Raw genomic sequence first — 23,784 nt, 5'->3', positions numbered from 1 at the left:
TTGTTAACGAATTTTGGCGCTCTGGTCTTGTCTTTAGCCCATCATGAGCGGCGTGTCTCAAAAAGTCGATCTGCTGAGGTCTTGAGCCTGTCTCAAGGGTTCTGACCGGGTAAGATGGCTTTGGCTACTAGGCATAACCGGTGTTTCTGGGCCTCAATCGAGTATGAGACACGTACATTGAACCACGATAAGTACGACGGCATCCGCGCCCAGCTGGTGCGGCGCGGCGGCCAGAACTACCTGTGGTCGCGCGGCGAGGATTTGATCTCGGAGCGTTTCCCGGAGCTGTGCAACGTGCGCCTGCCGGAGGGCACCGTGCTCGATGGCGAGGTGCTGGTCTGGGACCACCTGCATGACGTACCGGCCCCGTTCGCCGAGCTGCAGCGCCGCATCGGCCGCAAGACCCTGTCGGCCAAGCTGCTGGCCGAGCTGCCTGCGGTGCTGGTCTGCTACGACCTGCTGGAACTGGACGGCGTCGACCTGCGCGCGCTGCCCCAGATTGAACGGCGCGCGCTGCTGGAAACCCAGGTCGCCCAGCTCGACCAGCCGCAGATCAAAATCTCGCCGCTGGTGCATGCCGATTCCTGGGAAGCGCTGGCCGAGCTGCGCGCCGAATCGCGCGCGCGCGGCGTCGAGGGCATGATGGTCAAGGCGAAAAGCGCCCAGTACGGGGTCGGACGCACCAAGGACGTCGGCACCTGGTGGAAGTGGAAGATCGACCCCTACACGGTGGACGCCGTGCTGATCTATGCCCAGGCCGGCCACGGCCGCCGCGCCTCGCTGTATACCGACTATACCTTCGCGGTCTGGGACGGCGAGGACGGCGAACGCAGGCTGGTGCCGTTCGCGAAAGCCTATTCCGGCCTGACCGACGCCGAGATCGCCCAGGTCGACAATGCGATCCGCAAGACCACGGTCGAGAAGTTCGGCCCGGTGCGTTCGGTAAAGCCGACCATGGTGTTCGAGATCGGCTTCGAGGGCATCGCCTTGTCGCCACGCCACAAGGCGGGCATCGCGGTGCGCTTCCCGCGCATCCTGCGCCGGCGCGACGACAAGCCGGTCGAGGATGCCGATACCCTCGATACGCTCAAGGGCCTGCTCGCGGCGGCGCGCGCCTGAGCGCGGCGCGATCATTCTCCGCCGGCGCACAGCCATGCCGGGGCAAGCGCGCGCCTGCCGGGAGGGATTGGGCGTAGATTGGACTGCTCGAACCAGTCCCTCGTCTCGCCGCCGACAGCGCAGCGCCCCGCGTCGAGCACGACCGCAACAGGGTGGCGTTGCCGATCGAAAGCGTGAGCATCATGAACGAGACTAACCCGGGAACCACTTTCCGCGGCTTGCCCTTGAGCGAAGAGCAGGAGCGGGAAATCAGGCACTACATCCATACGAAAGAGCGTCAGGGCGCACCTTGGGACACGCCCGAATTGCAGGCGATGCTGCGCGATATGCTGGACCCGCCGGAAGTGGCCGACGACGATCTCCAGTCATCGGAGGACAGCACGGCCGCCGAGCGCACGACGGCGCGGCACGAGGAATCGATCGAGGCCGATCACACGCTTCCCCAGCATGCGCGCTAATGCAGCCGCCTGCGCTTGTGGAAATACATCTGTTTGTCTGCCAGCACCACATAGTGTGACAGAGGATGCTCGTCCCACGGGTCGCACTGCACCACGCCTGCGCTGATCGACACCGGGTAGGGCCGCTCTCCCATCAGGTTGAAGGCGCGCAGGTTGGCCTGGATACGCTCCAGGATGATGTCGGGCTGCTCGTCGTCCAGCGTGAAGGCGGCGAATTCGTCGCCCCCCAGGCGCGATACCACATCGGCCTGGCGGAAGGACTGGCGGAACACGAGCGCGGCGTCGCAAATGAGGCGATCGCCGATGTCGTGGCCGAGCTTGTCGTTGATGCTCTTGAGGCCGTCGATGTCGGCAAAGATGACGGCGCTCTTCGTGCGCTTGCGACGGGCTACCTTGAAAATCTGTTCTGCCTGTAGAAAAAAGCCGCGCCGGTTGTACAAGCCTGTCAGCACGTCGGTCAGCGACAGCGTGCGCATCTCGACCGCCGCCTCGTCCCGCTGCGCCAGTTCCGTGGCATGCGCCTGCGAAGTGGACGCGAGCTGTGCCTGCTGGTCCGATACCCGCCGTTCCAATGTGCTGCGCGCGTCGATCTTGCCCAGCGCGGCGGCGCCCAGTTCCAGGATGGACAGCAGCGCCTGCCGGCTCCCGTCGCGCTGTGCCTGGTCCAGGTCGTGCTGCCACGCAACGGCAAGGCCCGCGACGGCGTCCTGCGCCGGCAGCGCCAGGGCCAGCATGCGCGCGCTGCCGTTCTCGCACTGGCCGCTGCTTGCGCCGGCGGGAGGCGTCACGCCGGACAGCACGGACATGCCGGCATCGTAAAGCGGGTGGTCGGCCCCGGTGTGCCGGGCCGCGCCGCGCTGATCGAACCCGACGGCGTCGAGCCGCGCGCCGCGCAGCAGCAATAGGGCCGAATCGGGGTGGAGCAGGTCGGTCAGCGTGCGGCCAAGCAGGGCGAGCGAGTAGTCCGTATCGTCGGTCTGGAACAGCTCGCGCGCCAGCGCCAGGAGTTTGCGCAGCTGGTCCGCGTCGAGCGGGCGCGGCGTTTCAGGTGCGCTCTTCATTGCCCTTGCTCTTGGCCGTTCGCCGGCCGGGCCGTCGCCAGGCCGGGCTCGCGGCGGGCATAGTCGATCGCGGCCGCCAGCTGCTCATAGCGGTATGGCCCGTACCGGTAATAGCCGCTTTCGTAGGCGATCCCGTGCTCCGCCATCCGCAGCGCTTCTTCGGGGGTTGGGCCGGGCCATTGCCGCCAGTGGTGGGGCGCCGTTTCTTCCCTTAGCCCGGGGCGCGCACGGTCGAGCCTCGCATAAGCGAGCGCGTCCGCCAGCCGGTCGTAGGTGTGGGATTCGTAGTGATAGGCGCGGCCGTCGAACGAGATGCCCAGCGACGAGGCGGCTGCTGGCAGGGTAGGGGAAGTTTCCATGGCGTTCTCGACGAGAGAGGGGAAAGCGGCGCGGGTACCAGAACTCGATCATCACCAAGGCTGGCCTTGCGGCATGTGCGCTGCATCCGCACAGCGTCCGCCTATTTGTCCGCAGGGCCGGAAAGGCCCGGCGTGATTGCTTCCGACGCCACCTGCTCTTCGCTTGGCTTGCGACGCAATGCCGGCGCGTCGAGCACGCGCTCGATGACGCGCGGCGGCACTTCCTTGTATTCCATGTACGATTGCGCGATTGAGCGATTTCGTATGGACAGAATGTTGATGCCACGTACGACCGCATTGGCAAGACCGGCGTCGGTCCGCTGTTGACGTTTAATCATTGCATCATCTCATTCAGGGGGCTGGCGATGGCATGCCAATGTGTCGATTGACGATACACGCATCGCGTCACTTCGCCTAGCGTTTTCTCGTGGGATGCCGCACGTCAATGTCCCGACGTTTTGCCGGGATCGCGATACACTCGGGCGAGAACAGCAGCCTTGACCAGCCCCGCGCGGCCCCGGCCGCCACGGCGGCATACTGGAATGTAAGCGACATGACACAGGAAACCTTGAATCACAATTATTTCGATCCCTTCCGAGGCCGGGCCGCCTCGTCCGCAGCTGCGGGGGCATGAGCGGCCCGACGCCCGCAATGGTGCGCGCCTGGTTCGCCGCGCGCGGCTGGAAAGCCTTTCCGTTCCAGCGCGAAGTATGGAAGGCTGCCCTGGCCGGGCAGTCCGGGCTGCTGCACGCGAACACCGGCGCCGGCAAGACCTTCGCGGTCTGGCTCGCCGCCCTGCAGCGCGGCGGCCTCGCCAAGGCCAAACGGGCGGGCGGGCTGCGCGTGCTGTGGATCACGCCGATGCGCGCACTGGCCGCCGACACCCAGCGCGCACTCGAGGAATCCGCGGCCGAGCTGGCGCCCGGCTGGACGATCGGCGCGCGCACCGGCGACACCGGCTCGGCCGAGCGCGCACGGCAGTCGCGCAGCTGGCCGACGGCGCTGGTCACCACGCCCGAGAGCCTGTCGTTGCTGCTCTCGCATGCCGCCGCCCGCGAGCAGTTCAAGCACCTCGACATGATCGTCATCGACGAGTGGCACGAGCTGATGGGCAGCAAGCGCGGCGTGCAGGTGCAGCTGGCGCTGGCGCGCCTGCGCACCTGGCGGCCGGAGCTGGTCACCTGGGGCGTCTCGGCGACGATGGGCGACCTGACGCTGGCACGCCAGGTGCTGTTGGGGGATGCGCCGGGCGTGCTGGTCGAGGGCGATACCAAGAAGCAGATCGTGGTCGACTCGCTGATCCCGAAGGACGTCTCGCGCTTTCCCTGGGGCGGCCACCTGGGCATGCAGATGCTGCAGCCGGTCATCGACGAGATCGAGCATTACGACGCGACCCTGGTGTTCACGAATACCCGCGCCCAGTCCGAGATCTGGTACCAGAACATCCTCGATGCGCGTCCCGACTGGGCCGGGGTGATCGCGCTGCACCACGGCTCGCTGGCGCGCGAGGTGCGCGACTGGGTCGAGATGGGCCTCAAGAAGGGCGAACTCAAGGCCGTGATCTGCACCGCCAGCCTCGACCTGGGTGTGGACTTCCTGCCGGTCGAGCGCGTGCTGCAGGTCGGCAGCGCCAAGGGCATCGCGCGCCTGCTGCAGCGCGCCGGGCGCAGCGGCCACGCGCCGGGGCGGGTCTCGCGCGTCACCCTGGTGCCGACCAACAGCCTGGAAATCCTGGAGGCGGCGGGCGCCAAGGTCGCGGTCGCCCAGCGCAGGATCGAAGGGCGCTATGTGCCGAACAAACCCTTCGACGTGCTGGTGCAGCACCTGGTGACGGTGGCGCTGGGCGGCGGCTTCCGCTCCGGCGAGCTGTTCGAGGAAGTGCGGCGCGCCTGGTCCTACCGCGAGCTGACCGAGGAAGAGTGGCAGTGGGCGCTGGATTTCGTCGCGCGCGGCGGGCAGAGCCTGACCGTATACCCGGAGTACCGGCGCGTGCTGCCGGACGAGGAGGGCGTCTATCGCGTACCCGATGTCGCCATTGGACGGCGACATCGGATGGGCATCGGCACCATCGTCTCGGATGCGACCATGCAGGTGAAGTACGTCAGCGGCGGGCGCATCGGCAGCATGGAGGAATCCTTCATCTCGCGCCTGAAGCCGGGCGACCACTTCCTGTTCGGCGGGCGCATCCTGGAGTTCGTGCGCGTGCACGAGATGACGGCGTTCGTGAAACGCGCGACCGGCAGCCGCGGCGCGATCGCGCGCTGGCAGGGCGCGAAGATGCCGATGTCCTCGGAGCTGGCGCACGCGGCTCTCGAGCAGCTGCGCCAGGCTGGCGAAGGGCGCTTCGAGGGGCCGGAAATGCAGGCGATCCGGCCGCTGATCGAGATCCAGCAACGCTGGTCGGCGCTGCCCACCCGCGACACCCTGGTGCTCGAGACCATGAAGAGCCGCGAAGGCTGGCACCTGTTCGTCTATCCGTTCGCCGGGCGCTCGGTGCACACCGGGCTGGCTTCGCTGTTCGCCTGGCGCATCGGACGGCGCCAGCCGATCACCTTCTCGATCGCGGTCAACGACTACGGCTTCGAGCTGCTCTCGCCCGATCCGGTCGACTGGGCCGGCGAATTCGACGGCGAGACCGGGCTGGAAGTCGGCCTGTTCGAGACAAGCCGGCTGCTGGAGGACGTGCTCGAGAGCCTGAACGCGACCCAGTTGTCGCAGCAGCGTTTCCGCGAGGTGGCGCGCATTGCCGGGCTGGTGTTCCAGGGCTATCCGGGCCAGCCGAAGTCGACGCGCCAGGTGCAGGCCTCGTCCTCGCTGTTCTTCGAGGTCTTCCGCAAGCACGACCGCGCCAACCTGCTGCTCACGCAAGCCGAGCGCGAGGTGCTGGAACAGGAACTGGAACTGACCCGCCTGCGCGACACCCTGGTCGAGCTGCATGCCCGGAAGATCGCCTACCGCGAGGTGCGGCGCGCCACGCCCTTCGGCTTCGCCCTGATGGTCGAGCGCTTCCGCGAGAAAGTGAGCACCGAGAAGCTGTCCGACCGGGTGGCGCGCATGGTGCGCGAACTGGAAAAGGCGGCCGCCGCATGAGCGCGGGTTCCGCTCACGTCGCCGTCGAGGTCGCGGGCGAGCGCCTGCTGCTGTTGCCGGAAAAGGCGGTCTACTGGCCGGCGCGGGAGATGCTGGTCATCGCCGACATCCACTTCGGCAAGGCCGCTTCGTTCCGCGCGCTCGGGGTGCCGGTGCCGCGCGGGACCACCACCGAGAACCTGAACGCGCTCGACGCCCTGGTCCAGGCCCACGGGGCGCGCGAGGTGATGTTCCTGGGCGACTTCCTGCATGCGCGCGCAGCGCACGCGTCGAGCACGCAGCAGGCGATGCTGGCCTGGCGCCATACCCGGCCGGACCTGCAGCTGACCCTGGTGCGCGGCAACCACGACCGCCACGCGGGCGACCCGGCCGCCGCCCTCGGCATCGCGCTGGTGGACGAGCCGCACGCGGCCGGCCCCTTCGCCTTCTGCCACCACCCCGACCTGGACACGCCCGGCTATGCGCTGGCCGGCCACGTGCACCCGGCCTGGGTGCTGGCCACGCGCTTCGACGCGCTGCGCCTGCCGTGCTTCGTGGTCGGGCGCGGGCGCATGATCCTGCCGTCCTTCGGCTCCTTCACAGGCGGGCACGTCGTCACGCGCGAGGCGGGCGACGTCATCTACGTCACCTCGGGCGAGGCGGTTCACGCAGTAGTACGCTAGCAAGCCACGTTTCGCGCCGCTCGCCCCCTGTTTCGTCGCCGTCGTCGCGGGCTTCGTCGCAGGCGGCTTGCCCGGCAGGAGCCGCATCGGCACAATGCGCTCATTCCTTTTCATTAACATGAGAGCGCCGATGTCCCTCCATTCCGACTCCGACGGGGTCCACCGCTCCCTGCTGGCGCGCATGCTCCCGGACCTGGGCGTCGCCGCCGCCATCAGCATCGCGGCGGCGGTCTGCATCACCCTGGTCGTCGGCCAGCCCGAGACCCTGTACGAGCAGCTCGTGTATTCCTGCTTCATCGGCGTGGGTGCCTTTTTCATCGTCGACCTGGCGCGCCTGCGGCTCTGGCCGGGGCCGGGACGCCGTCCCGGCCAGTGGGCCGCCTTCCTGCTGCTGATGCTGGTCACGGCCGCGGTCACGCACTACACTGGCACCAGGCTGGGCGGCCTGCTGTTCGGCCACCAACCGCCGGCCCTGGTCGACTACCCGACCATCGGCCGCCTGAGCATGGTGGTCCTGACCTTCCTCTGCATCTGCCTGATGGTGCTGCTGGTCGAACACCGCGAGCGCGTCGCCCGTATCCGGCGCGAGCACCAGGAGGCGCGCCTGCGCGCCGAAGTGGTCGAGCGCCAGGCGGTGCAGGCCCAGTTGCGCCTGCTGCAGGCGCAGATCGAGCCGCACATGCTGTTCAATACCCTGGCCAACCTGCAGGGGCTGATCGCGCTGGACCCGGACCGGGCCGGCCTGATGCTCGACCAGTTGATCCAGTACCTGCGCGCCACCCTGGGCGCCACGCGCTCGGAGCGCACCACGCTGGAACAGGAATTCGCGGCGATGGACGCCTACCTCGGGCTGATGCAGGTGCGCATGGGCGAGCGACTGGCCTACCGCCTGGCGCTGCCGCCGGCGCTGCGCGCGGCTTCCCTGCCGCCGCTGCTGCTCCAGCCGCTGGTCGAGAACGCCATCGTGCATGGACTGGAAGCGAAGATCGACGGCGGCGAGATCCTGATTTCCGCCCATGCCAGCGAGGGCCTGCTGGAGATCACCGTGCGCGACAGCGGGCTCGGCCTGAACCAGGCCGGGCAGGCTGGCACCCGCCGCGGTGGCGGCGTCGGCGTCACCACCACCCGCGAACGCCTGCAGGTGCTGTACGGCGAGCGCGCCGCCGTCGTCCTTGCCCAGGCGGAGCCCGAAGGCACCATCGTCCGACTCACCCTTCCACTGGAGACCCCATGAGCATCCGCGCCCTGATTGCCGAAGACGAACCGATCCTCGCCGCCACCCTGGCGCGCAGCCTGCAGCGCCTGTGGCCGGAGCTGGAGATCGCCGCCACCGCGCCCAACGGGCTGGCCGCGGTCGAGCAGGCGCTGGCGCTCAAGCCTGACGTGCTCTTCCTCGACATCAAGATGCCGGGCCAGACCGGACTAGAGGCGGCCGAGGAGCTGGCCGAGCGCTGGGACGGTCCCGAGCCCTTCCCGCAGGTGGTGTTCGTCACCGCCTACGACGAGTACGCGGTCCGCGCCTTCGAGCAGGCCGCCGCCGACTACGTGCTCAAGCCGGCGAACGAGGCGCGCCTGGCGCGCACGGTCGAGCGCCTGCGCGCGCTGCTGGCCGCGCGCCAGGGCAACGGCGGCCTGGACGGTCTGCTGACCCAGCTGCAGGCGTTGCTGCCGGCGGTGGCGGCGCCCGAGCGCCTGACGGTAATCCGCGCCGCGGTCGGCAACATGGTGCGCATGATCCCGGTGGAAGAGGTCGTCTTCTTCCAGGCGGTCGACAAGTACGTGAACGTCGCTACCGCCGACAGCGAAGCCCTGATCCGCCTGTCGCTGAAGGAATTGCTGCCCCAGCTGGACCCGGAGCGCTTCCACCAGGTCAGCCGCGGGACGGTGGTGAACATGCGCTGCGTGTCGGCCGCCTCGCGCGATACGATGGGGAAGGTGGTGCTGGTGCTGCGCAACCGTCCCGAAAAGCTTCGCGTGAGTCCGGTTTACGCGCATTTATTCCGCCAAATGTAAGGTCATCGGATCTAATACGGCTGTGCTCGCTGCGCACGGTACGCTGGCGCACGGTCGGCGCGCGCCCTCAGGCGTACCTTGAAGGCCAGGTATCGGACTTGTCCTATCCGATGGAGGCAATCATGAAAGTACGAGCTACCCTGTCCAGCCTGCTGTGCGCATTGTTGCCGCTGGCTCCGATGGCGCTGGCGCCGCTGTCGACGCAGGCACAGTCACAGTCACAGGCAAGATACGACGCGCGCGACAGCCTGGCCACGCCGGTGATCCGCGGCTTCAACGTCGAGGAGGTGCCGCGCATCGCGCCCGGCGTCGAGCTGCACTTCGACCTGTACGGCACGCCCGGCGGCAACGCGACCGTCAAGATCGACGGCGCAACGCGCAACCTGCACCTGACCGAGACCGATCCCGGCCAGTACGTCGGCACCTATACCGTCGGCGCCCACGACCGCATCAGGAACGACAGCAGGACCAGCGCCGACCTGCGCCTGGGCACCCGCTTCGCCAGCGAGACGCTGCGCGAAACCCTGGTGCGCAACGGCGCGCCGCCGGTTGCGCGGCGCGAGCTGACGGCCCAGCGCACGACCACGGCGCCGAGAACGGCGCGCTACTGTACCAATTGCGCGACGGTCGAATCGGTGAACGTGGTCCGGGCCGAAGGGGAGAGCAGCATGCTGGGCACGGCCGGCGGCGCCGTGGTCGGCGGTTTGCTGGGCAACCAGGTCGGCAGCGGCAGCGGCCGCACCGCGGCCACGGTGGCCGGCGCCGTTGGCGGCGCGATGGTGGGGCGCAGCGTCGAACGCAATGCCCGCGCGAAGGATCGCTACGAAGTGGTGGTGCGCTATGCAGGCAACGGCGCTACCCAGACCCTGCAGTACGACAACGATCCGGGCTTCCGTGTCGGCGAGGCCGTGCGCGTGAACGACGGCGTGCTCTCGCGCGACCAGTAAAACCGCGCAAGCGCCAGTAACAAAAAAAACAGCCCCGGAGGTTCACGGTCTCCTTGCGAAACCGCGAACTTCCGGAGCCGCCCATCGGCCGGGCCTGTCCCGGCGATGCGGGCCGCTCAAGCCGTGGCCAGGATCTGGTCGTCGCCGGCGGCGTCGAGTTCGGCCTTCTGCTTGGCGCCGGCCTGCTTGGTGCGCGAACGCGAGGGCGGCAGGCGGCGCAGGGTCTTGAGGGCCTCGGCGTCCTTGATGCCGATGGTGCGCTGGTCGACGGTGATCAGGCCGATTTCGTTAAAGGCCGACAAGGTGCGGCTCACGGTCTCCAGGGTCAGGCCGAGGTAGCTGCCGATCTCGTGGCGCGTCATGCGCAGGTTGAACAGCTTGCTCGAGTAACCCATTGCCGCGAAGCGGTCGGCCAGCGACACCAGGAAGCGCGCCACCCGGGCTTCGGCCGACAGCGCGCCGAGCATGCCGATCATGGCCTGTTCGCGCACCAGTTCGCGGCTCATCACGCCGTACATCAGGTTTTCCAGCTCCATGTGCACCCGGCCGAGTGCGGTCAGCTTCTTGAACGGCAGCAGGATCAGGTCGCAGTCCGACAGCGCCACCGCTTCCGAAGCATAGTGGCGGGTGTGGATGCCGTCGACGCCGAGCATGTCGCCCTTCATCGGGAAGCTCAGGACCTGCTCGTTGCCGAACTCGTCGATGAGGACGGTTTTCAGGAAGCCGGAGTTGACGATGTACAGGGTGTCGAAGGCCTGGCCGATGGTGTGGACGCGCTGGCCGGTCTTGAACTGTACGTGCTGGAACAGCAACTCTTCGGAGTTGACCGAGACGGCGGCCTGAATATGGAGCAGGTCGCAGACCTCCTTCAGGTTGGACCACAGCCGGCCTTGTCGTTGGCGCCCGGCTTCCATCGGGGCGGAATGCATGGTCGACGTGCTGGCACTGCGTTGATCTGTCGTTGGCTGGGACTGCATGCTCATCTCCAGTGAAGAAAACTTTCGGGCTTGGCCATGCGGGCCTTGCCGGTGCTTCAATAGGAATCCAGAAAAGCGGCAGGCTTGGCTTACGGTGGGAAAGTAGATCGCAAGCAAGTCGAAACGCTGGATTCAGTATGCCAACACGAGTTCGGCAGGGGTATCAGCAATGGCTGAATGTGTAGGTAGGAGGGTTGGTAGGACTGTAGGAATATTCTTACCGAAAATGCGTACTACCGAGGGAAGGGCGGGGAAGGAGATACCGGGCAGGATACCGCTTTGCGCAAGCTGCGTGTGGCGCCGGTGGCACGAATGCGACTGGACGGTGTCAAATTGTGTTGACCCGGCGCTTCTTGCCCGGGCCGCTGTACTAGGCTTTCATGGGCGCCAACAGGCGGTGCGCCACCGCATACTGCACCATTTCCGACAGCGAGGTCATGCCCATCTTCTGCATGATCCGCGTCTTGTGGGTGCTGACCGTCTTCACCGACAGGTGCAGGTTGTTGGCGATCTCGGTGATCGACTTGCCCCCCCACCAGCAGCGAAAATACCTCGAACTCGCGGTCCGAGAGTTGTTTGTGCAACAGTTGTTCGTTCGGCGCCATGATGTTCAGCGCCAGCTGTTCGGCGACCTCGGTGCTGATGTAGGGCCGGCCGGAGGCGACCTTGCGGATGGCGCCGACCAGCTGGGTGCCCGCGCTTTCCTTGGTCAGGTAGCCCTGGGCCCCGGCGCGGATCGCGCGCACCGCGTATTGTTCTTCCTCGTGCATGGTGAGGATCAGGATCGCCAGCTTCGGCGCTTCGCTGCGCACCTGGCGGATCAGGTCGACGCCGCTGCGTCCCGGCATCGACAGGTCGAGCAGGAGCAGGTCGAAGCCGCCCTGGCGCACCAGCGACAGCACCTCGAAACCGTTGGTGGCCTCGCCGACGATCTCGACGTCGAGCGCGCCGTCGAGGATGCGCTTGAGCCCCTCGCGCATGATGGTGTGATCATCTGCGATGACGATTCTTATCATGTTGCTTCCCCCCTTGGGCCGCGGCATGCCGCGGCCGTCTCTTCGATTTAACCACGCGCCGCTTCAGCTGGCGGCCGGTTCGCTGATCAGGCGGTGCACCAGCACCGGCTTGGTCGTTTGCGACAGCACCTTGTTGGTCACGCTGCCGAGCAGGAGCTGGCCCCAGCCGCTGCGCCCGTGCGAACCCATGAAGATCAGGTCGCAGCCCTGCTGCTCGGCGACCTCGACGATCTTCAGGGCGGTAGCGTCGGAAAACGCCGTCATGCAGCTGTGCTGCAGGCTGGCGGCGGCGCAGGATCGCATGATGCGGCCCATGTAGTCCTCGCCCATGCGCTTCATTTGCGCCACGTATTCCTCCTCGCTCGGGTAGGAGGGTGGAATGATCTCGACGTAAACGGGATATTGGTACTCCGGCGCGACGAACAGGGCCAGCACTTCGGCGCCCATTTGCTGCGCGAACTTGACGCCGGCGCAGGCCGTGTGTTGCGACACGGCCGAACCGTCGGTGGTGATCAGAATTTTCCGGTACATGATGAGCCCTCCCTGAGGCACCTATTGTGGCGCCTAGTACGCGGTCGTTTGATTGTGATAGCGCAACCAGTTGATTTTGGTCAAACATGAGCTCGCTTGAGCAAGAGCCCCCGGGAAAACGGCGCACAATCGGCACGACCACAAAAACAACACCTGGCTTGTGAAAAGATTCAGTAACCGCCCGGTTTTATTGTCGCGGAATTAAGTTTCCTTGTCCATTTTGTTGTAACGCGATCTCCGACATTTACCTACGGCAACTGCGCTGCTACACTCGCCAACTACTATTTGGGCTTTCAGCGAGGTGGTTCACGCGCGCGAAAGTCCGCATTACCCATCGGACCAAAGCACGCAGACCGCGACATTTATATTATGGAGAAGCAGGGATTATGACCGACGCCGCTGACGATTTCGACGCACTTTTCGAGGAAGTGGCGGCCCAGCGTGCCAGTGCCGCGCCGGCTCCCGCCGCGCCTGCCCCGGCAGCCGCCAGCGCCGACGAGGACGACCTGGAAGCGCTGTTCGAGCAGGTGGCCGCAGGCCAAAGCGCCGCCCCCGCCGCCGCATCGGCCGCCGCCCCGGCAACCGATGTGGCGCTTAGCGCCGTACCTTCCGCCGAAGGCGAGGGCGACAAGAACATGTACGAACGCCTGGGCGGCATCGTGCGCCTGTTGCACGACTCGCTGCGCGAGCTGGGCTACGACCGCGCGCTGACCGAAGCCTCGTCGCAGATCGTCGACGCCCAGGACCGCCTGGAATACGTCGCCACGCTGACCGAACAGGCCGCCAACAAGGTGCTCAACACCCTGGACGACGGCATGCCGGCCCAGGACAAGCTGTCGAAGCAGGCCCAGGACATGGAAACGCGCTGGGACGACCTGTTCTCGGGCAAGCTTAGCCTGGAGCAGTTCAAGGCCCTGGCCGGCGACTCGCGCCAGTTCGCGCAAGCCGTCTCGGAAGCGACCGAAGCCGAAAAGGCGCGCCTGCTCGAGATCATGATGGCCCAGGACTTCCAGGACATCACCGGCCAGCTGATCAAGAAAGTGGTCGCGATCACCAAGACCGTCGAGAACGAGCTGGCCCAGCTGCTGCGCGACAACGCGCCGCCGGAAACCCGTGCCAAGCTGGCCGAGAAGGAAGCCGCACCGGCGCCGCTGATGCAGGGCCCGTCCGTGCCGGAAGTGGCGCTGGACCAGGACAATGTCGACGACCTTCTTGCCGAGCTGGGATTCTAATGGACGATATGCTCAAGGATTTCGTCGTCGAGGCGATGGATCTGGCAGTCAATGTTGAAGAGCATCTGCTGCGCCTCGAACGCGACCCCGAAAACAAGGAAACGCTGAACGCGGTGTTCCGCTCCTTCCACACGATCAAGGGCGGCGCCGGCTTCATGGGCCTGCCGGCCCTGGTCGCGGCCTGCCATTTGACCGAAAACCTGTTCGACGCGCTGCGCACCGGCGCCGCTCCCGTGACGCCGCTGGCGATCGAGGCGGCGCTGCAGGCCTCGGGTTTCGTGGCCGACCAGCTGGGCGACCTGAACAACGGCACCGCGCCGGAACAGCTGGCCTCGATGCCCCAGGACCTGGAACGCATCCTGATGGACGCGATCGAAGGCAAGGCCGAGGCCGCGCCGGCAGCCCAGGTTGCCCCTGCCGAACCTGCGCCTGCAGTCGCGTTTGCAGCCGAGCCTGTGCCGGCCGCCATGCCGGCACCTGCCGCCGCCGCGGCGGGCGAGGACGGCCTCGACTGGACCGCGATGTACAACGCCGTGGTGCCGGCCGCGAACGCGATCGGCGCCGACGCATCGGCGCCTGCCGCGCCGGCCCCGGCCGCGCAAGCGGAAGCCGCGCCTGCCGCCGCCCCTGCCGCAGCCGGCGCCAAGCCGGGCTGGGACGGCATCGAGCGCCGCCAGGACAACAAGGTGGCCGAAGCGCGCGCCGCCGCCGCCCCGGCCAAGGACGAGAGCATCCGCATCGACGCGGTCAAGCTCGACGCGCTGCTGGAAGTGGCCGGCGAATCGGTGCAGGCCGCCAACCAGGCCGCCGTGCTGCTCGAGCGCCTGTCGCAGTTCAAGTTCGAAGGGCAGGCCGCGACCCTGATGGCGACGCTGACCGAAACCCTGGAGCGCGCCTCGCGCTACTCGGCCGAACTGCAGCGCGCCACGCTGGCGACCCGCATGCAGCCGGTGGGCCGCCTGTTCCAGAAATTCCCGCGCCTGGTGCGCGAGCTGGCGAAAGACCTCGGCAAGGACGTCGAGCTGACCATCGAAGGCGCCGAGACCGAAGTCGACCGCGTCGTCGTCGACAGCCTGTACGACCCGCTGGTGCACATGCTGCGCAACGCGCTCGACCACGGCGTCGAGTCGCCGCAGGACCGCCTCGCCGCCGGCAAGCCGGCCAAGGCCTTCATCCTGCTGAAAGCCTGGCAGGAAGCGAACAGCGTCATGATCGTGCTGCAGGACGACGGCAAGGGCATGGACCCGGTCAAGCTGCGCAAGAAGGCTTTTGAGAAGGGCCTGATCGGCGAGAACGGCGCCCCGAACGACGAGGACGCCTACCAGCTGGTGTTCCTGCCGGGCTTCTCGACCAAGGAAGTGGCTTCCTCGGTCTCGGGCCGCGGCGTGGGCATGGACGTGGTCAAGACCGCGGTGGAAAAGAACCGCGGCGCGATCCGCATCGATTCCCAGCTCGGTTCGGGCACCAAGTTCGCGATCCGCCTGCCGATCGAACTGTCGATCGTGCCGACCATGCTGGTCTCCACCTCGGGCGCCTCGCTGGCGCTGCCGATGGCGGTGGTCGAGCGCGTGGTCGAGCTGCCCGAGACCTTCTCGAACGTCGGCGGCGCCCCGGTGCTGAAGGACCAGGGCCGTCCGCTGCCGGTGCGCTCGCTGGCCGGCGCCCTCGGCTACGAGGAAGCCCCGGAACGCGTCGGCATCGTCATCAACGCGCCGCAGCCCTACATCCTGGCGGTGGAAGCGGTCGACGGCACCGCCGACCTGGTGATCAAGCCGATGACGGCGCTGACCGTCGAAGGCATCACCGGCACCGCGCGTTCCGCTGAAGGCGAACTGGTGCTGGTGGTCGGCCTGTCCTTCCTGATGGACGGCTGCCGCAGCACGGTGCGCATGGCCGCCTAAGGCCCCGGGAACGCACCTTTTCGGTGAAATCGGGCCAGCGGGCCCATGCAACAAAAAGCCTGTGCATTTCCTGCACAGGCTTTTTTTATTTGCATACCTATCTTTACGTGCAAATAAAATTTGCATTGAAATAGAGTAATTGGCAGGATCATGCGGAAAGGGGGCGCTTGCCGCACTGCACAATTATGTGCATAATCAAAAGCGCTCCCCATTTTCAGGCGCCTGCCACAGGAAACCGCATGTTAAAGACCCTCTACGACAAACTCTGGGATGCCCACGTCGTGCGTGCCGACGCCGACGGCACGACGGTGCTGTACATCGACCGCCACCTGGTCCACGAAGTCACCAGCCCGCAGGCTTTCGAGGGCCTGCGCGAAGCCGGCCGCGGCCTCTGGCGCACCTCCGCCAACCTGGCGGTGGCCGACCACAACGTCCCGACCACCGACCGCCGCGAAGGCATCGCCGACCCGACTTCGCGCCTGCAGGTCGAGACGCTCGACGCCAACACCAGGAGCTTCGGCCTCACCTACTTCAACATGAACGACAAGCGCCAGGGCATCGTCCACGTGATCGGCCCGGAGCAGGGCGCCACCTTGCCGGGCATGACGGTGGTCTGCGGCGACTCGCACACCTCGACCCACGGCGCCTTCGGCTGCCTGGCGCACGGCATCGGCACCTCGGAGGTCGAGCACGTGCTGGCGACCCAGACGCTGCTGGCCAAGAAGTCGAAAGCCATGCTGGTGCAGGTCGACGGCGCGCTGCCGCCGGGCGTGACCGCGAAGGACATCGTGCTGGCCGTGATCGGCAAGATCGGCACCGCCGGCGGCACCGGCTACGCCATCGAATTCGCCGGCTCGACCATCCGCTCGCTGTCGATGGAAGGGCGCATGACGGTCTGTAACATGGCGATCGAAGCGGGCGCGCGCGCCGGCATGGTGGCGGTCGACGACACCACCATCGATTACGTGAAGGGCCGTCCGTTCTCGCCAGTCGGCCCGCAGTGGGAGCAGGCGGTCGCCTACTGGCGCACCCTGCACACCGATCCGGGCGCGAAGTTCGACATGGTCGTCACGCTCGACGCCGCCGAGATCCGGCCGCAGGTCACCTGGGGCACCTCGCCCGAGATGGTCACCTCGATCGACGGCCGCGTGCCCGATCCCGAGCAGGAAAAGGACGCGGTGCGCCGCGACGCCATGGAAAAGGCGCTGACCTACATGGCCTTGACGCCGAATACCGCGATCGAGGACATCCGCATCGACAAGGTCTTCATCGGCTCCTGCACCAACTCGCGCATCGAGGACCTGCGCGCTGCCGCCGCCGTCGTGCGCGGCCGCCAGCGCGCCTCGAACGTCAAGCTGGCGCTGGTGGTGCCGGGCTCGGGCCTGGTGAAAGAGCAGGCCGAGCGCGAAGGTCTTGATAAAATCTTCAAGGCCGCCGGCTTCGAGTGGCGCGAACCGGGTTGCTCGATGTGCCTGGCGATGAACGCCGACCGCCTCGAACCGGGCGAGCGCTGCGCTTCGACCTCGAACCGCAACTTCGAAGGTCGCCAGGGCCAGGGCGGACGCACCCACCTGGTGTCGCCGGCCATGGCCGCCGCGGCGGGCATCGCGGGTCACTTCGTCGACGTGCGCGCCCTCTGATTCGCATTCTTTCATTCACATTCAACGCATCGACAGAACATGAAAAAAGTATTCGCCCTCTCCCTGATTGCCATCGCTCTCGCAGGCTGCAACACGATTTCCGGCTTCGGCCGCGATGTGCAGAAAGTCGGCCAGGTGGTCACCGGCGCCGGCGGCAAGTAACAACGAAGACAACAGATTCGGGAGCAGGAGCATGGATAAATTCACCGTACACGAAGGCCTGGTGGCGCCGCTCGACCGCGCCAATGTCGATACCGACGCCATCATTCCGAAGCAGTTCCTGAAGTCGATCCGGCGCACCGGCTTCGGCCCGAACCTGTTCGACGAATGGCGCTACCTCGACCACGGCGAGCCGGGCCAGGACTGCAGCAACCGCCCAGTGAACCCGGACTTCGTGCTGAACCAGCCGCGTTACCAGGGTGCGTCGATCCTGCTGGCCCGCAAGAACTTCGGCTGCGGCTCCTCGCGCGAGCACGCGCCCTGGGCGCTGCAGCAGTACGGCTTCCGGGCGATCGTCGCGCCGAGCTTTGCCGACATCTTCTTCAACAACTGCTACAAGAGCGGCCTGCTGCCGATCGTGCTGACCGAAGCCCAGGTCGACCAGCTGTTCAACGAGGTGAAGGCGTCCATTGGTTTCAAGTTGACTGTCGACCTGGAAAACCAGGTGCTGCGCACGCCCGACGGGCGCGTCAAGCTCGAGTTCGCCATCGACGACTTCCGCAAGTACTGCCTGCTCAACGGCCTGGACGACATCGGCCTGACCCTGCGCCACGCCGACGAGATCCGCGCCTTCGAGGAACGCCACCTGGCGCGCCAGCCCTGGCTGGCCAACACCATCTGAAAGACGAACGCATGACGACGCATAAGAGTAAGATCGCCATCCTGCCGGGCGACGGCATCGGTCCCGAAATCATGGCCCAGGCCGTGCGCGTGCTGGAAGCGCTCGGCGAATCCTTCGAGATGGAGCGCGCGGAAGTGGGCGGGGCCGGCTACGCGGCCCATGGCCATCCCTTGCCCGAGTCGACCCTGAAGCTGGCGAAAGAAGCCGACGCGGTCCTGTTCGGCGCCGTCGGCGACTACAAGTACGACACGCTCGAGCGCGCGCTGCGCCCCGAGCAGGCGATCCTCGGCCTGCGCCGCGAGCTGGGCCTGTTCGCCAACCTGCGTCCGGCCATCCTGTATCCGGAACTGGCCGGCGCCTCGACCCTGAAACCCGAAGTGGTGTCGGGCCTGGACATCCTGATCATCCGCGAACTGACCGGCGACATCTATTTCGGCAAGCCGCGCGGCGTGCGCGAATGCCCGGACGGCCCGTTCAAGGGCCAGCGCGAAGGCTTCGACACCATGCGCTATGCAGAAGGCGAGATCCGCCGCATCGCCCACGTCGCTTTCCAGGCCGCGCAAAAGCGCGACAGGCGCGTGACCAGCGTCGACAAGGCGAACGTGCTGGAAACCTTCCAGTTCTGGCGCGACATCGTCACCGACGTGCACAAGGATTATCCGGACGTCGCGCTCGAGCACATGTACGTCGATAACGCCGCGATGCAGCTGGTGCGCGCACCGAAGAAATTCGACGTCATCGTCACCGGCAACATGTTCGGCGACATCCTGTCCGACGCCGCCGCCATGCTGACCGGTTCGATCGGCATGCTGCCCTCGGCCTCGCTGGACGCCAACAACAAGGGCCTGTACGAACCCTCGCACGGCTCGGCGCCGGACATCGCGGGGCAGGGCATCGCCAATCCGCTGGCGACCATCCTGTCCGCCGCGATGATGCTGCGCTTCTCGCTGGGTAAAACCGAACAGGCCGACCGCATCGAAGCCGCCGTCAAGCGGGTCCTGGCGCAAGGCCTGCGCACCGCCGACATCTACGAGGAAGGCACGACCCGTGTCTCGACCGGGCAGATGGGCGACGCGGTGGTCAACGCGTTGGGCTGAAGCGGCGTTAATGCGAAACGCTTAGAATAACGCGATGCGGGCTGCGCGCCCGCACGCAATGTTGACAATCCGAGAACCGTAGGGTGGGCGCCCCGTGCCCACGCGTGAACGATGATCATCATTGAAATGTGAAGGAACAAAATGAAGTTAGTAGGCCTAGTGGGTTGGCGCGGGATGGTCGGGTCGGTCCTCATGAAGCGCATGCAGGACGAGGGCGATTTCGACCATATCGAGCCGGTGTTCTTCACCACGTCGAACCCGGGCGGCGACGCCCCGAAGATGGCGAAGAACGAGACCAAACTGAAAAGCGCGCTTGATGTCGCCGAACTGTCGAAGTGCGAGATCATCATCTCCTGCCAGGGCGGCGACTACACGACGGAAGTCTATCCGCAGCTGCGCGCAGCCGGCTGGAACGGCTACTGGATCGACGCCGCCTCGACCCTGCGCATGAAGGACGACGCCGTCATCGTGCTCGACCCGGTCAACCTGGACGTGATCAAGAACGCCATGGGCCGCGGCGTGAAGAACTTCGTCGGCGGTAACTGCACCGTCTCGTGCATGCTGATGGGCCTGGGTGGCCTGTTCAAGAACGACCTGGTCGAATGGATGACGTCCATGACCTACCAGGCGGCGTCGGGCGGCGGCGCCCAGCACATGCGCGAACTGCTGACCCAGTTCGGCACCATCAACAGCAGCGTCAAGCACCTGCTGGACGACCCGGCCTCGGCCATCCTGGAAATCGACCGCACCGTGCTGGCGACCCAGCACGGCCTGAGCGCCGACGAAACGAAACAGTTCGGCGTGCCGCTGGGCGGCAACCTGATCCCCTGGATCGACAAGGACCTGGGCAACGGCCAGTCGAAGGAAGAGTGGAAGGCCGGCGTCGAGACCAACAAGATCCTCGGCCGCGGCGAAGGCTTCGGCAAGGGTGACGCAAATAAGGCGATCCCGGTCGACGGCCTGTGCGTGCGCATCGGCGCGATGCGCTGCCACTCGCAGGCGCTGACCATCAAGCTGAAGAAGGACGTGCCGCTCGACGAGATCAACGACATTATCGCCTCGGACAACGAGTGGGTGAAGTTCGTGCCGAATACGCGCGAAGCCTCGATCGTCGACCTGACCCCGGCAGCCGTCACCGGCACCCTGCGCATCCCGGTCGGCCGCGTGCGCAAGATGTCGATGGGCCCGGACTACCTGTCGGCCTTCACCGTCGGCGACCAGCTGCTGTGGGGCGCCGCCGAGCCGCTGCGCCGCATGCTGCGCATCGTGCTGGACAAGTAAGTTGTTCGGAGCCGGCGCCGCAAGCAAACCACGGCGCTGGTTTTCGTAGGGTGGGCACTCGTGCCCACGCGGTGCGGCTTTCGATCAATCGATATTCCGGCACAATCAAGGCGCAAACGTATTGGGATGGCAGAGTTCACGATTCATCATCCGCACCATACCGCGTGGGCACGAGTGCCCACCCTACATTGATCACCCGATCACACCCGTTAACACCCCGCCAATTCCCCGCCTTCCACGACGATATCGATTCGTCATCGTTCGCGCATCCCTCCCACAGTTTGACCTCGCTACGCCCCGTGGAGCTTGCATGCCACAGTGCATGATGATATGTTGAGACTTCCGGGAAACCGTCCTTTCCGCAGCTAACCATTTCCGCTCTCAACTATGTCATTGAACCGCCGCCCTCAGATCGTGTCGTCCGCGTTGAAAACACTCACCGCCGCGGTCGCCAGTGCAGTGCTGCTGTCGTCGGCGGCGACTGCAGCGGGATTGGGAAAGCTGACCGTACTGTCCGCCCTCGGCCAGCCGCTGCGCGCCGAGATCGAGCTGACGGCGGTGTCGAACGAGGAAGCGAAGGGCCTGGTCGCCAGGCTGGCGTCGGCGGATGCCTATCGCGCGGCGAACATCGAATTCAATCCGGCGCTGCTGTCGCTGCGCTTTAACGTCGAGCAGCGCGGGGGACGCCAGTTCGTCCGCATCACCTCGACCCAGCCGCTGAACGAGCCGTTCGTCGACCTGCTGCTGGAGCTGGCCTGGGACAACGGCCGCCTGGTGCGCGAATACACCTTCCTGCTCGACCCGGCCGACCTGCGCGCGCCGCAGCCGGCCCAGGTCGCCGCCGGGTCTGCCGCCGGAGCTGCCGCCGGTTCCGCCACTGCCGCAGGACGTCCGCGCGCAGCCACGCCGGCAGCCGAGGCGCCGGCCCAGCCGGCCCCGGCACCGGCCCGTCCGCAGAGCGGCGCCCGCGCCGACGAGACCGCCGCCACCGGGAATGCCGCGCCACGCGCGCCTGCCGCGGCGTCGCGCTACCGCGTCAAGTCGGGCGATACGCTCAGCGGCATCGCCACCCGCATCAAGCCGGTCGACGTCTCGCTCGACATGATGCTGGTCGCCCTGTACCGCGCCAACCCGGACGCCTTTATCGGCAACAACATGAACCGCCTGAAGTCGGGCCAGATCCTGTCGGTGCCCGCCGGCGATGCCCTGCGCGACATCGACGGCGGCGAAGCCCGCGGCACGGTCGTTGCCCATGCGGCCGACTTCAACGCCTACCGTGCCAAGCTGGCCGGGCAGGTCGCCACCAGCACGCCGGCGCGCGAGGCCCCGGCCGGGCAGAGCGCGACCGGGCGCATCACGGCCAAGGTCGAGGAACGCCCGACCGCCGCCAACGAATCGCAGGACCAGCTGCGCCTGTCGAAGGCGCTGCCGGCGCCGGCGGCAGCGGGTGAGGGCGATAAAGCCGGTGCAACCACCAGCGCCGAAGACACGATCGCCAAGGAAAAGGAACTGGCCGACGCCCAGCAGCGCGTCAAGGAGCTGGAAAAGAACGTGAACCAGCTCGAAGAGCTGATCACGGTAAAGAGCGGCACCGGCGCCGCCGCCACCCAGCGCGCAGCCGAGGGCATGAAGCCGACCCAGCCGGCCGAGAGTTCGGCTGCAGGCGCCGCTGCAGGTACGGCCGCGACCGAAGAAGCCGCCAAGCCGGCGCCGAAGATCAAGCCGAAGACCAAGCCCGCGCCGCAGGAAAAGTCGCTGCTCGACACGCTGATGGACAACATCGTCTACATCGGCGCCGGCGCGGCCGTGCTGCTGCTGGCCGCGCTGGGCCTGTCGCAGCGCCGCCGCAAGCAGGCCGCGCCGAAGGTGGCCGCCGCCGAGCCGAGCATCCTGGGTGGCGCCGCCCAGCCGGCGTCAGGCCAGGCGCTGTTCGCCGAGACCGGCGGCCAGAGCGTCGACACCAACGACAGCGTGTTCAACTCCAGCTTCGCGCCGTCGGCAAGCCAGCTCGACACCAACGAGGTCGATCCGCTGGCCGAGGCCGAGCTCTACCTGGCGTATAACTTCGACACCCAGGCCGAGGACATCCTCAAGGAAGCCCTGCGCAACGATCCGCACCGCCATCCGGTGCGCCTCAAGCTGCTCGAAATCTATGCTGCGCGCAAGGATGTGCGCGCCTTCGAAACCCAGGCGACCGAGCTGTACAGCCTGACCGGCGGCAAGGGCGACGAATGGGCGCAGGCCGCCAGCCTGGGCCGCGCGCTCGATCCGGCCAATCCGATGTACGGCGCGGGCGCCGCGGCCGGCGGCTTGGCTGCCGGCGCAGGTATTGCTGCCACTGCCGCTGCCGCTGCCGCCGCACCCGAGGCGAATCCGCAAACCCTGCTGTCGCAGCAGCTCGAACAGGCTTTCCGCAACCGCGGCGAGCACACCGAGATCGTCGAGCCGGCCGCAACGCTCGACGCAGTCACCGGCGCGCCGCTCGACACCACGTTCAATTTCGACAGCCTGGGCCTGGGCGCGGACGCCACCGCGCTGCCGCAGGCGGGCACGGAAGCGAAAATCGACCCGAAAGCCGACGCCAGGGACGACAACCTCCTCGACTTCGACCTGGGCGGCCTGAGCTTCGAACCGGTCCCGGTCGCCGAACCGGGCGCGGTCGCATCTGCCGACGCCACCGCGGTTCCCGACCTGCAGTTCGACATGGAGCCGTTCGCGCCGCTGGAACCGGCGCCGGCGACGGCCGCGAGCCCGGACGTTCCGGTCACCAGCCTCGACGACCTGGCGTTCGACATGGAGTTCGACGCGCCGGCCGCCCCGCAGGCGGCCGCGGCCACGGCGACCCCGCAGGACGACGACGACGGTTTCGTCCTCGACCTGTCGAGCAGCGGTCCGTCGACCGACATCGACATGGCCCAGCTGGCCAAGGAATTCGAACTGCCGCCGCTGCCGGACGTGCCGCAGACCCCGCAGGCGGCCGAGCTTAAGGACCCGCTGTTCGACCTCGACGCCATGGACTTCAGCCTGGCCGACGCTGCCCCGGTGACGCCGGCCACCCCGGCCGCGCCAGGACAGAACTTCGACTTCTCGACCGATCTCGACTTTGCCACGGCGACTCCGGAGGCAGCCGTCGCCGATGCGGCCACTTCGGGACAGGCCAGGGACCCGCTGTTCGACCTCGACGCCATGGACTTCGGCCAGCCTGCCGCGCCTGCCGCGCCGCAGGACGATCCGTTCGCGCTGCCGGACGTGCCGGCCATCCCGAACCCGGGCACGCCGGTGCCGCGCTTCGACATGTCGGGCTTCGACCTCGACCTGCCCGCGGGCGACCTTGGCGACCTCGAGCAGGCGGTCGAGAGTGCGCCCCAGGAGCAGGGCATCCCGAACGGGCTGACCCCGGCCCAGATGGAGATGGAGACCAAGCTCGACCTGGCGATCGCCTACCAGGAGATCGGCGACAAGGAAGGCGCGCGCGAGCTGCTCGATGAAGTCATCAAGGGCGGCAGCGGCGAGCAGGCCAGCCGTGCCAGCGCCATGCGCGCAAAATTGGCTTGATGCG

19 protein-coding genes and 2 pseudogenes are annotated in these 23,784 nt (G+C 67.0%); 15 read left to right on the top strand and 6 right to left on the bottom strand.

Translation table 11 applies throughout. From position 1 onward, the window contains the following. Positions 1–189: 189 nt before the first annotated feature. Together ACFOPH_RS12075 and ACFOPH_RS12070 are read left to right on the top strand one after the other, a co-directional pair. A pseudogene (locus ACFOPH_RS12075) lies at positions 190–1,119 on the top strand (cisplatin damage response ATP-dependent DNA ligase); the annotation flags it as partial. A gap of 182 nt (positions 1,120–1,301) precedes the next feature. After that, positions 1,302–1,577, top strand: a complete 276-nt coding sequence (locus tag ACFOPH_RS12070) for a hypothetical protein (RefSeq protein ID WP_379735471.1) — start codon at positions 1,302–1,304, stop codon at positions 1,575–1,577. Here the strand turns inward: ACFOPH_RS12070 and ACFOPH_RS12065 are convergent. The 3 genes from ACFOPH_RS12065 to ACFOPH_RS12055 form a co-directional block, all read right to left on the bottom strand. Further along, the gene (locus ACFOPH_RS12065) at positions 1,574–2,638 is read right to left on the bottom strand and encodes a GGDEF domain-containing protein (RefSeq protein ID WP_379735469.1); all 1,065 of its coding nucleotides are present in this window, start codon (positions 2,636–2,638) and stop codon (positions 1,574–1,576) included. The genes ACFOPH_RS12070 and ACFOPH_RS12065 overlap by 4 nt on opposite strands. Further along, on the bottom strand, positions 2,635–2,997 hold the full coding sequence (locus ACFOPH_RS12060) for a hypothetical protein (RefSeq protein WP_379735467.1): 363 nt from the start codon (positions 2,995–2,997) through the stop codon (positions 2,635–2,637). The genes ACFOPH_RS12065 and ACFOPH_RS12060 overlap by 4 nt, the downstream gene beginning before the upstream one ends. A 101-nt stretch (positions 2,998–3,098) precedes the next feature. Further along, positions 3,099–3,335, bottom strand: a complete 237-nt coding sequence (locus tag ACFOPH_RS12055; protein WP_312549540.1) for a hypothetical protein — start codon at positions 3,333–3,335, stop codon at positions 3,099–3,101. 292 nt (positions 3,336–3,627) lie between these two features. Here ACFOPH_RS12055 and ACFOPH_RS12050 point away from each other — a divergent pair, with 292 nt between their 5' ends. The 5 genes from ACFOPH_RS12050 (at position 3,628) to ACFOPH_RS12030 (ending at position 9,709) form a co-directional block, all read left to right on the top strand. Continuing rightward, positions 3,628–6,087, top strand: coding sequence for a ligase-associated DNA damage response DEXH box helicase (locus ACFOPH_RS12050; RefSeq protein ID WP_379735465.1), 2,460 nt, complete (start codon positions 3,628–3,630; stop codon positions 6,085–6,087). Beyond that, entirely contained in the window at positions 6,084–6,749 is a 666-nt protein-coding gene (gene pdeM / locus ACFOPH_RS12045; protein WP_312549544.1) for a ligase-associated DNA damage response endonuclease PdeM, read from the top strand. Before ACFOPH_RS12050 ends, pdeM begins: the two co-directional genes overlap by 4 nt. 130 nt (positions 6,750–6,879) lie before the next feature. Then, positions 6,880–7,983, top strand: a complete 1,104-nt coding sequence (locus ACFOPH_RS12040; RefSeq protein ID WP_379735463.1) for a sensor histidine kinase — start codon at positions 6,880–6,882, stop codon at positions 7,981–7,983. Next, the gene (locus tag ACFOPH_RS12035) at positions 7,980–8,762 is read left to right on the top strand and encodes a LytR/AlgR family response regulator transcription factor (protein WP_312549547.1); all 783 of its coding nucleotides are present in this window, start codon (positions 7,980–7,982) and stop codon (positions 8,760–8,762) included. Before ACFOPH_RS12040 ends, ACFOPH_RS12035 begins: the two co-directional genes overlap by 4 nt. A 122-nt stretch (positions 8,763–8,884) precedes the next feature. Further along, positions 8,885–9,709, top strand: coding sequence for an outer membrane lipoprotein (locus ACFOPH_RS12030; protein WP_379735461.1), 825 nt, complete (start codon positions 8,885–8,887; stop codon positions 9,707–9,709). A 116-nt stretch (positions 9,710–9,825) separates the two neighbouring features. Here the strand turns inward: ACFOPH_RS12030 and ACFOPH_RS12025 are convergent, their stop codons facing one another. From ACFOPH_RS12025 to ACFOPH_RS12015, 3 genes and pseudogenes are all read right to left on the bottom strand, one after another. Next, positions 9,826–10,623, bottom strand: a complete 798-nt coding sequence (locus ACFOPH_RS12025) for a Crp/Fnr family transcriptional regulator (RefSeq protein WP_312549556.1) — start codon at positions 10,621–10,623, stop codon at positions 9,826–9,828. Between the two features lie 433 nt (positions 10,624–11,056). After that, positions 11,057–11,702 (bottom strand): annotated as a pseudogene (locus tag ACFOPH_RS12020) (response regulator). Between the two features lie 63 nt (positions 11,703–11,765). Beyond that, positions 11,766–12,233 (bottom strand): universal stress protein, encoded by a 468-nt coding sequence (locus ACFOPH_RS12015; RefSeq protein ID WP_312549551.1) that lies wholly within the window; start codon positions 12,231–12,233, stop codon positions 11,766–11,768. A 386-nt stretch (positions 12,234–12,619) separates the two neighbouring features. Here ACFOPH_RS12015 and ACFOPH_RS12010 point away from each other — a divergent pair, with 386 nt between their 5' ends. The 8 genes from ACFOPH_RS12010 to ACFOPH_RS11975 all read left to right on the top strand — a co-directional run bounded on the left by ACFOPH_RS12010 (position 12,620) and on the right by ACFOPH_RS11975 (position 23,780). Further along, a complete protein-coding gene (locus ACFOPH_RS12010; RefSeq protein ID WP_379735459.1) occupies positions 12,620–13,465 on the top strand; it encodes a protein phosphatase CheZ in 846 nt (281 codons plus the stop codon). Further along, positions 13,465–15,366, top strand: a complete 1,902-nt coding sequence (locus ACFOPH_RS12005) for a chemotaxis protein CheA (RefSeq protein WP_379735457.1) — start codon at positions 13,465–13,467, stop codon at positions 15,364–15,366. Before ACFOPH_RS12010 ends, ACFOPH_RS12005 begins: the two co-directional genes overlap by 1 nt. A 239-nt stretch (positions 15,367–15,605) precedes the next feature. Beyond that, entirely contained in the window at positions 15,606–17,006 is a 1,401-nt protein-coding gene (leuC, locus tag ACFOPH_RS12000) for a 3-isopropylmalate dehydratase large subunit (protein WP_379735455.1), read from the top strand. 39 nt (positions 17,007–17,045) lie between these two features. Beyond that, positions 17,046–17,168 (top strand): entericidin A/B family lipoprotein, encoded by a 123-nt coding sequence (locus ACFOPH_RS11995; protein ID WP_312552909.1) that lies wholly within the window; start codon positions 17,046–17,048, stop codon positions 17,166–17,168. 31 nt (positions 17,169–17,199) lie between these two features. Then, the gene (gene leuD / locus ACFOPH_RS11990) at positions 17,200–17,847 is read left to right on the top strand and encodes a 3-isopropylmalate dehydratase small subunit (protein WP_312552906.1); all 648 of its coding nucleotides are present in this window, start codon (positions 17,200–17,202) and stop codon (positions 17,845–17,847) included. Positions 17,848–17,858: 11 nt separating this feature from the next. Next, positions 17,859–18,944, top strand: a complete 1,086-nt coding sequence (gene leuB, locus ACFOPH_RS11985; RefSeq protein ID WP_312552904.1) for a 3-isopropylmalate dehydrogenase — start codon at positions 17,859–17,861, stop codon at positions 18,942–18,944. 141 nt (positions 18,945–19,085) lie between these two features. Beyond that, positions 19,086–20,225 carry an aspartate-semialdehyde dehydrogenase gene (gene asd / locus ACFOPH_RS11980; protein ID WP_379735452.1) on the top strand — a complete coding sequence of 380 codons (1,140 nt, stop codon included), beginning with the start codon at positions 19,086–19,088 and terminating at the stop codon, positions 20,223–20,225. Between the two features lie 426 nt (positions 20,226–20,651). After that, positions 20,652–23,780 (top strand): FimV/HubP family polar landmark protein, encoded by a 3,129-nt coding sequence (locus ACFOPH_RS11975; RefSeq protein WP_379735450.1) that lies wholly within the window; start codon positions 20,652–20,654, stop codon positions 23,778–23,780. Positions 23,781–23,784 lie beyond the last annotated feature (4 nt).

Origin of the sequence: Massilia haematophila (genome assembly GCF_042647645.1) — a bacterium.
Taxonomy (GTDB): Bacteria; Pseudomonadota; Gammaproteobacteria; order Burkholderiales; family Burkholderiaceae_D; genus Telluria; species Telluria haematophila.
This window is presented reverse-complemented; position numbering and strand designations above follow the sequence as displayed.

What these genes read in the sequence shown, in the direction of transcription:
- ACFOPH_RS12070 (WP_379735471.1), top strand. Translation starts at nt 1,302, where the DNA reads ATGAACGAGACTAACCCGGGAACCACTTTCCGCGGCTTGCCCTTGAGC.
- ACFOPH_RS12065 (WP_379735469.1), bottom strand. Translation starts at nt 2,638, where the DNA reads ATGAAGAGCGCACCTGAAACGCCGCGCCCGCTCGACGCGGACCAGCTG.
- ACFOPH_RS12060 (WP_379735467.1), bottom strand. Translation starts at nt 2,997, where the DNA reads ATGGAAACTTCCCCTACCCTGCCAGCAGCCGCCTCGTCGCTGGGCATC.
- ACFOPH_RS12055 (WP_312549540.1), bottom strand. Translation starts at nt 3,335, where the DNA reads ATGATTAAACGTCAACAGCGGACCGACGCCGGTCTTGCCAATGCGGTC.
- ACFOPH_RS12050 (WP_379735465.1), top strand. Translation starts at nt 3,628, where the DNA reads ATGAGCGGCCCGACGCCCGCAATGGTGCGCGCCTGGTTCGCCGCGCGC.
- pdeM (WP_312549544.1), top strand. Translation starts at nt 6,084, where the DNA reads ATGAGCGCGGGTTCCGCTCACGTCGCCGTCGAGGTCGCGGGCGAGCGC.
- ACFOPH_RS12040 (WP_379735463.1), top strand. Translation starts at nt 6,880, where the DNA reads ATGTCCCTCCATTCCGACTCCGACGGGGTCCACCGCTCCCTGCTGGCG.
- ACFOPH_RS12035 (WP_312549547.1), top strand. Translation starts at nt 7,980, where the DNA reads ATGAGCATCCGCGCCCTGATTGCCGAAGACGAACCGATCCTCGCCGCC.
- ACFOPH_RS12030 (WP_379735461.1), top strand. Translation starts at nt 8,885, where the DNA reads ATGAAAGTACGAGCTACCCTGTCCAGCCTGCTGTGCGCATTGTTGCCG.
- ACFOPH_RS12025 (WP_312549556.1), bottom strand. Translation starts at nt 10,623, where the DNA reads ATGGAAGCCGGGCGCCAACGACAAGGCCGGCTGTGGTCCAACCTGAAG.
- ACFOPH_RS12015 (WP_312549551.1), bottom strand. Translation starts at nt 12,233, where the DNA reads ATGTACCGGAAAATTCTGATCACCACCGACGGTTCGGCCGTGTCGCAA.
- ACFOPH_RS12010 (WP_379735459.1), top strand. Translation starts at nt 12,620, where the DNA reads ATGACCGACGCCGCTGACGATTTCGACGCACTTTTCGAGGAAGTGGCG.
- ACFOPH_RS12005 (WP_379735457.1), top strand. Translation starts at nt 13,465, where the DNA reads ATGGACGATATGCTCAAGGATTTCGTCGTCGAGGCGATGGATCTGGCA.
- leuC (WP_379735455.1), top strand. Translation starts at nt 15,606, where the DNA reads ATGTTAAAGACCCTCTACGACAAACTCTGGGATGCCCACGTCGTGCGT.
- ACFOPH_RS11995 (WP_312552909.1), top strand. Translation starts at nt 17,046, where the DNA reads ATGAAAAAAGTATTCGCCCTCTCCCTGATTGCCATCGCTCTCGCAGGC.
- leuD (WP_312552906.1), top strand. Translation starts at nt 17,200, where the DNA reads ATGGATAAATTCACCGTACACGAAGGCCTGGTGGCGCCGCTCGACCGC.
- leuB (WP_312552904.1), top strand. Translation starts at nt 17,859, where the DNA reads ATGACGACGCATAAGAGTAAGATCGCCATCCTGCCGGGCGACGGCATC.
- asd (WP_379735452.1), top strand. Translation starts at nt 19,086, where the DNA reads ATGAAGTTAGTAGGCCTAGTGGGTTGGCGCGGGATGGTCGGGTCGGTC.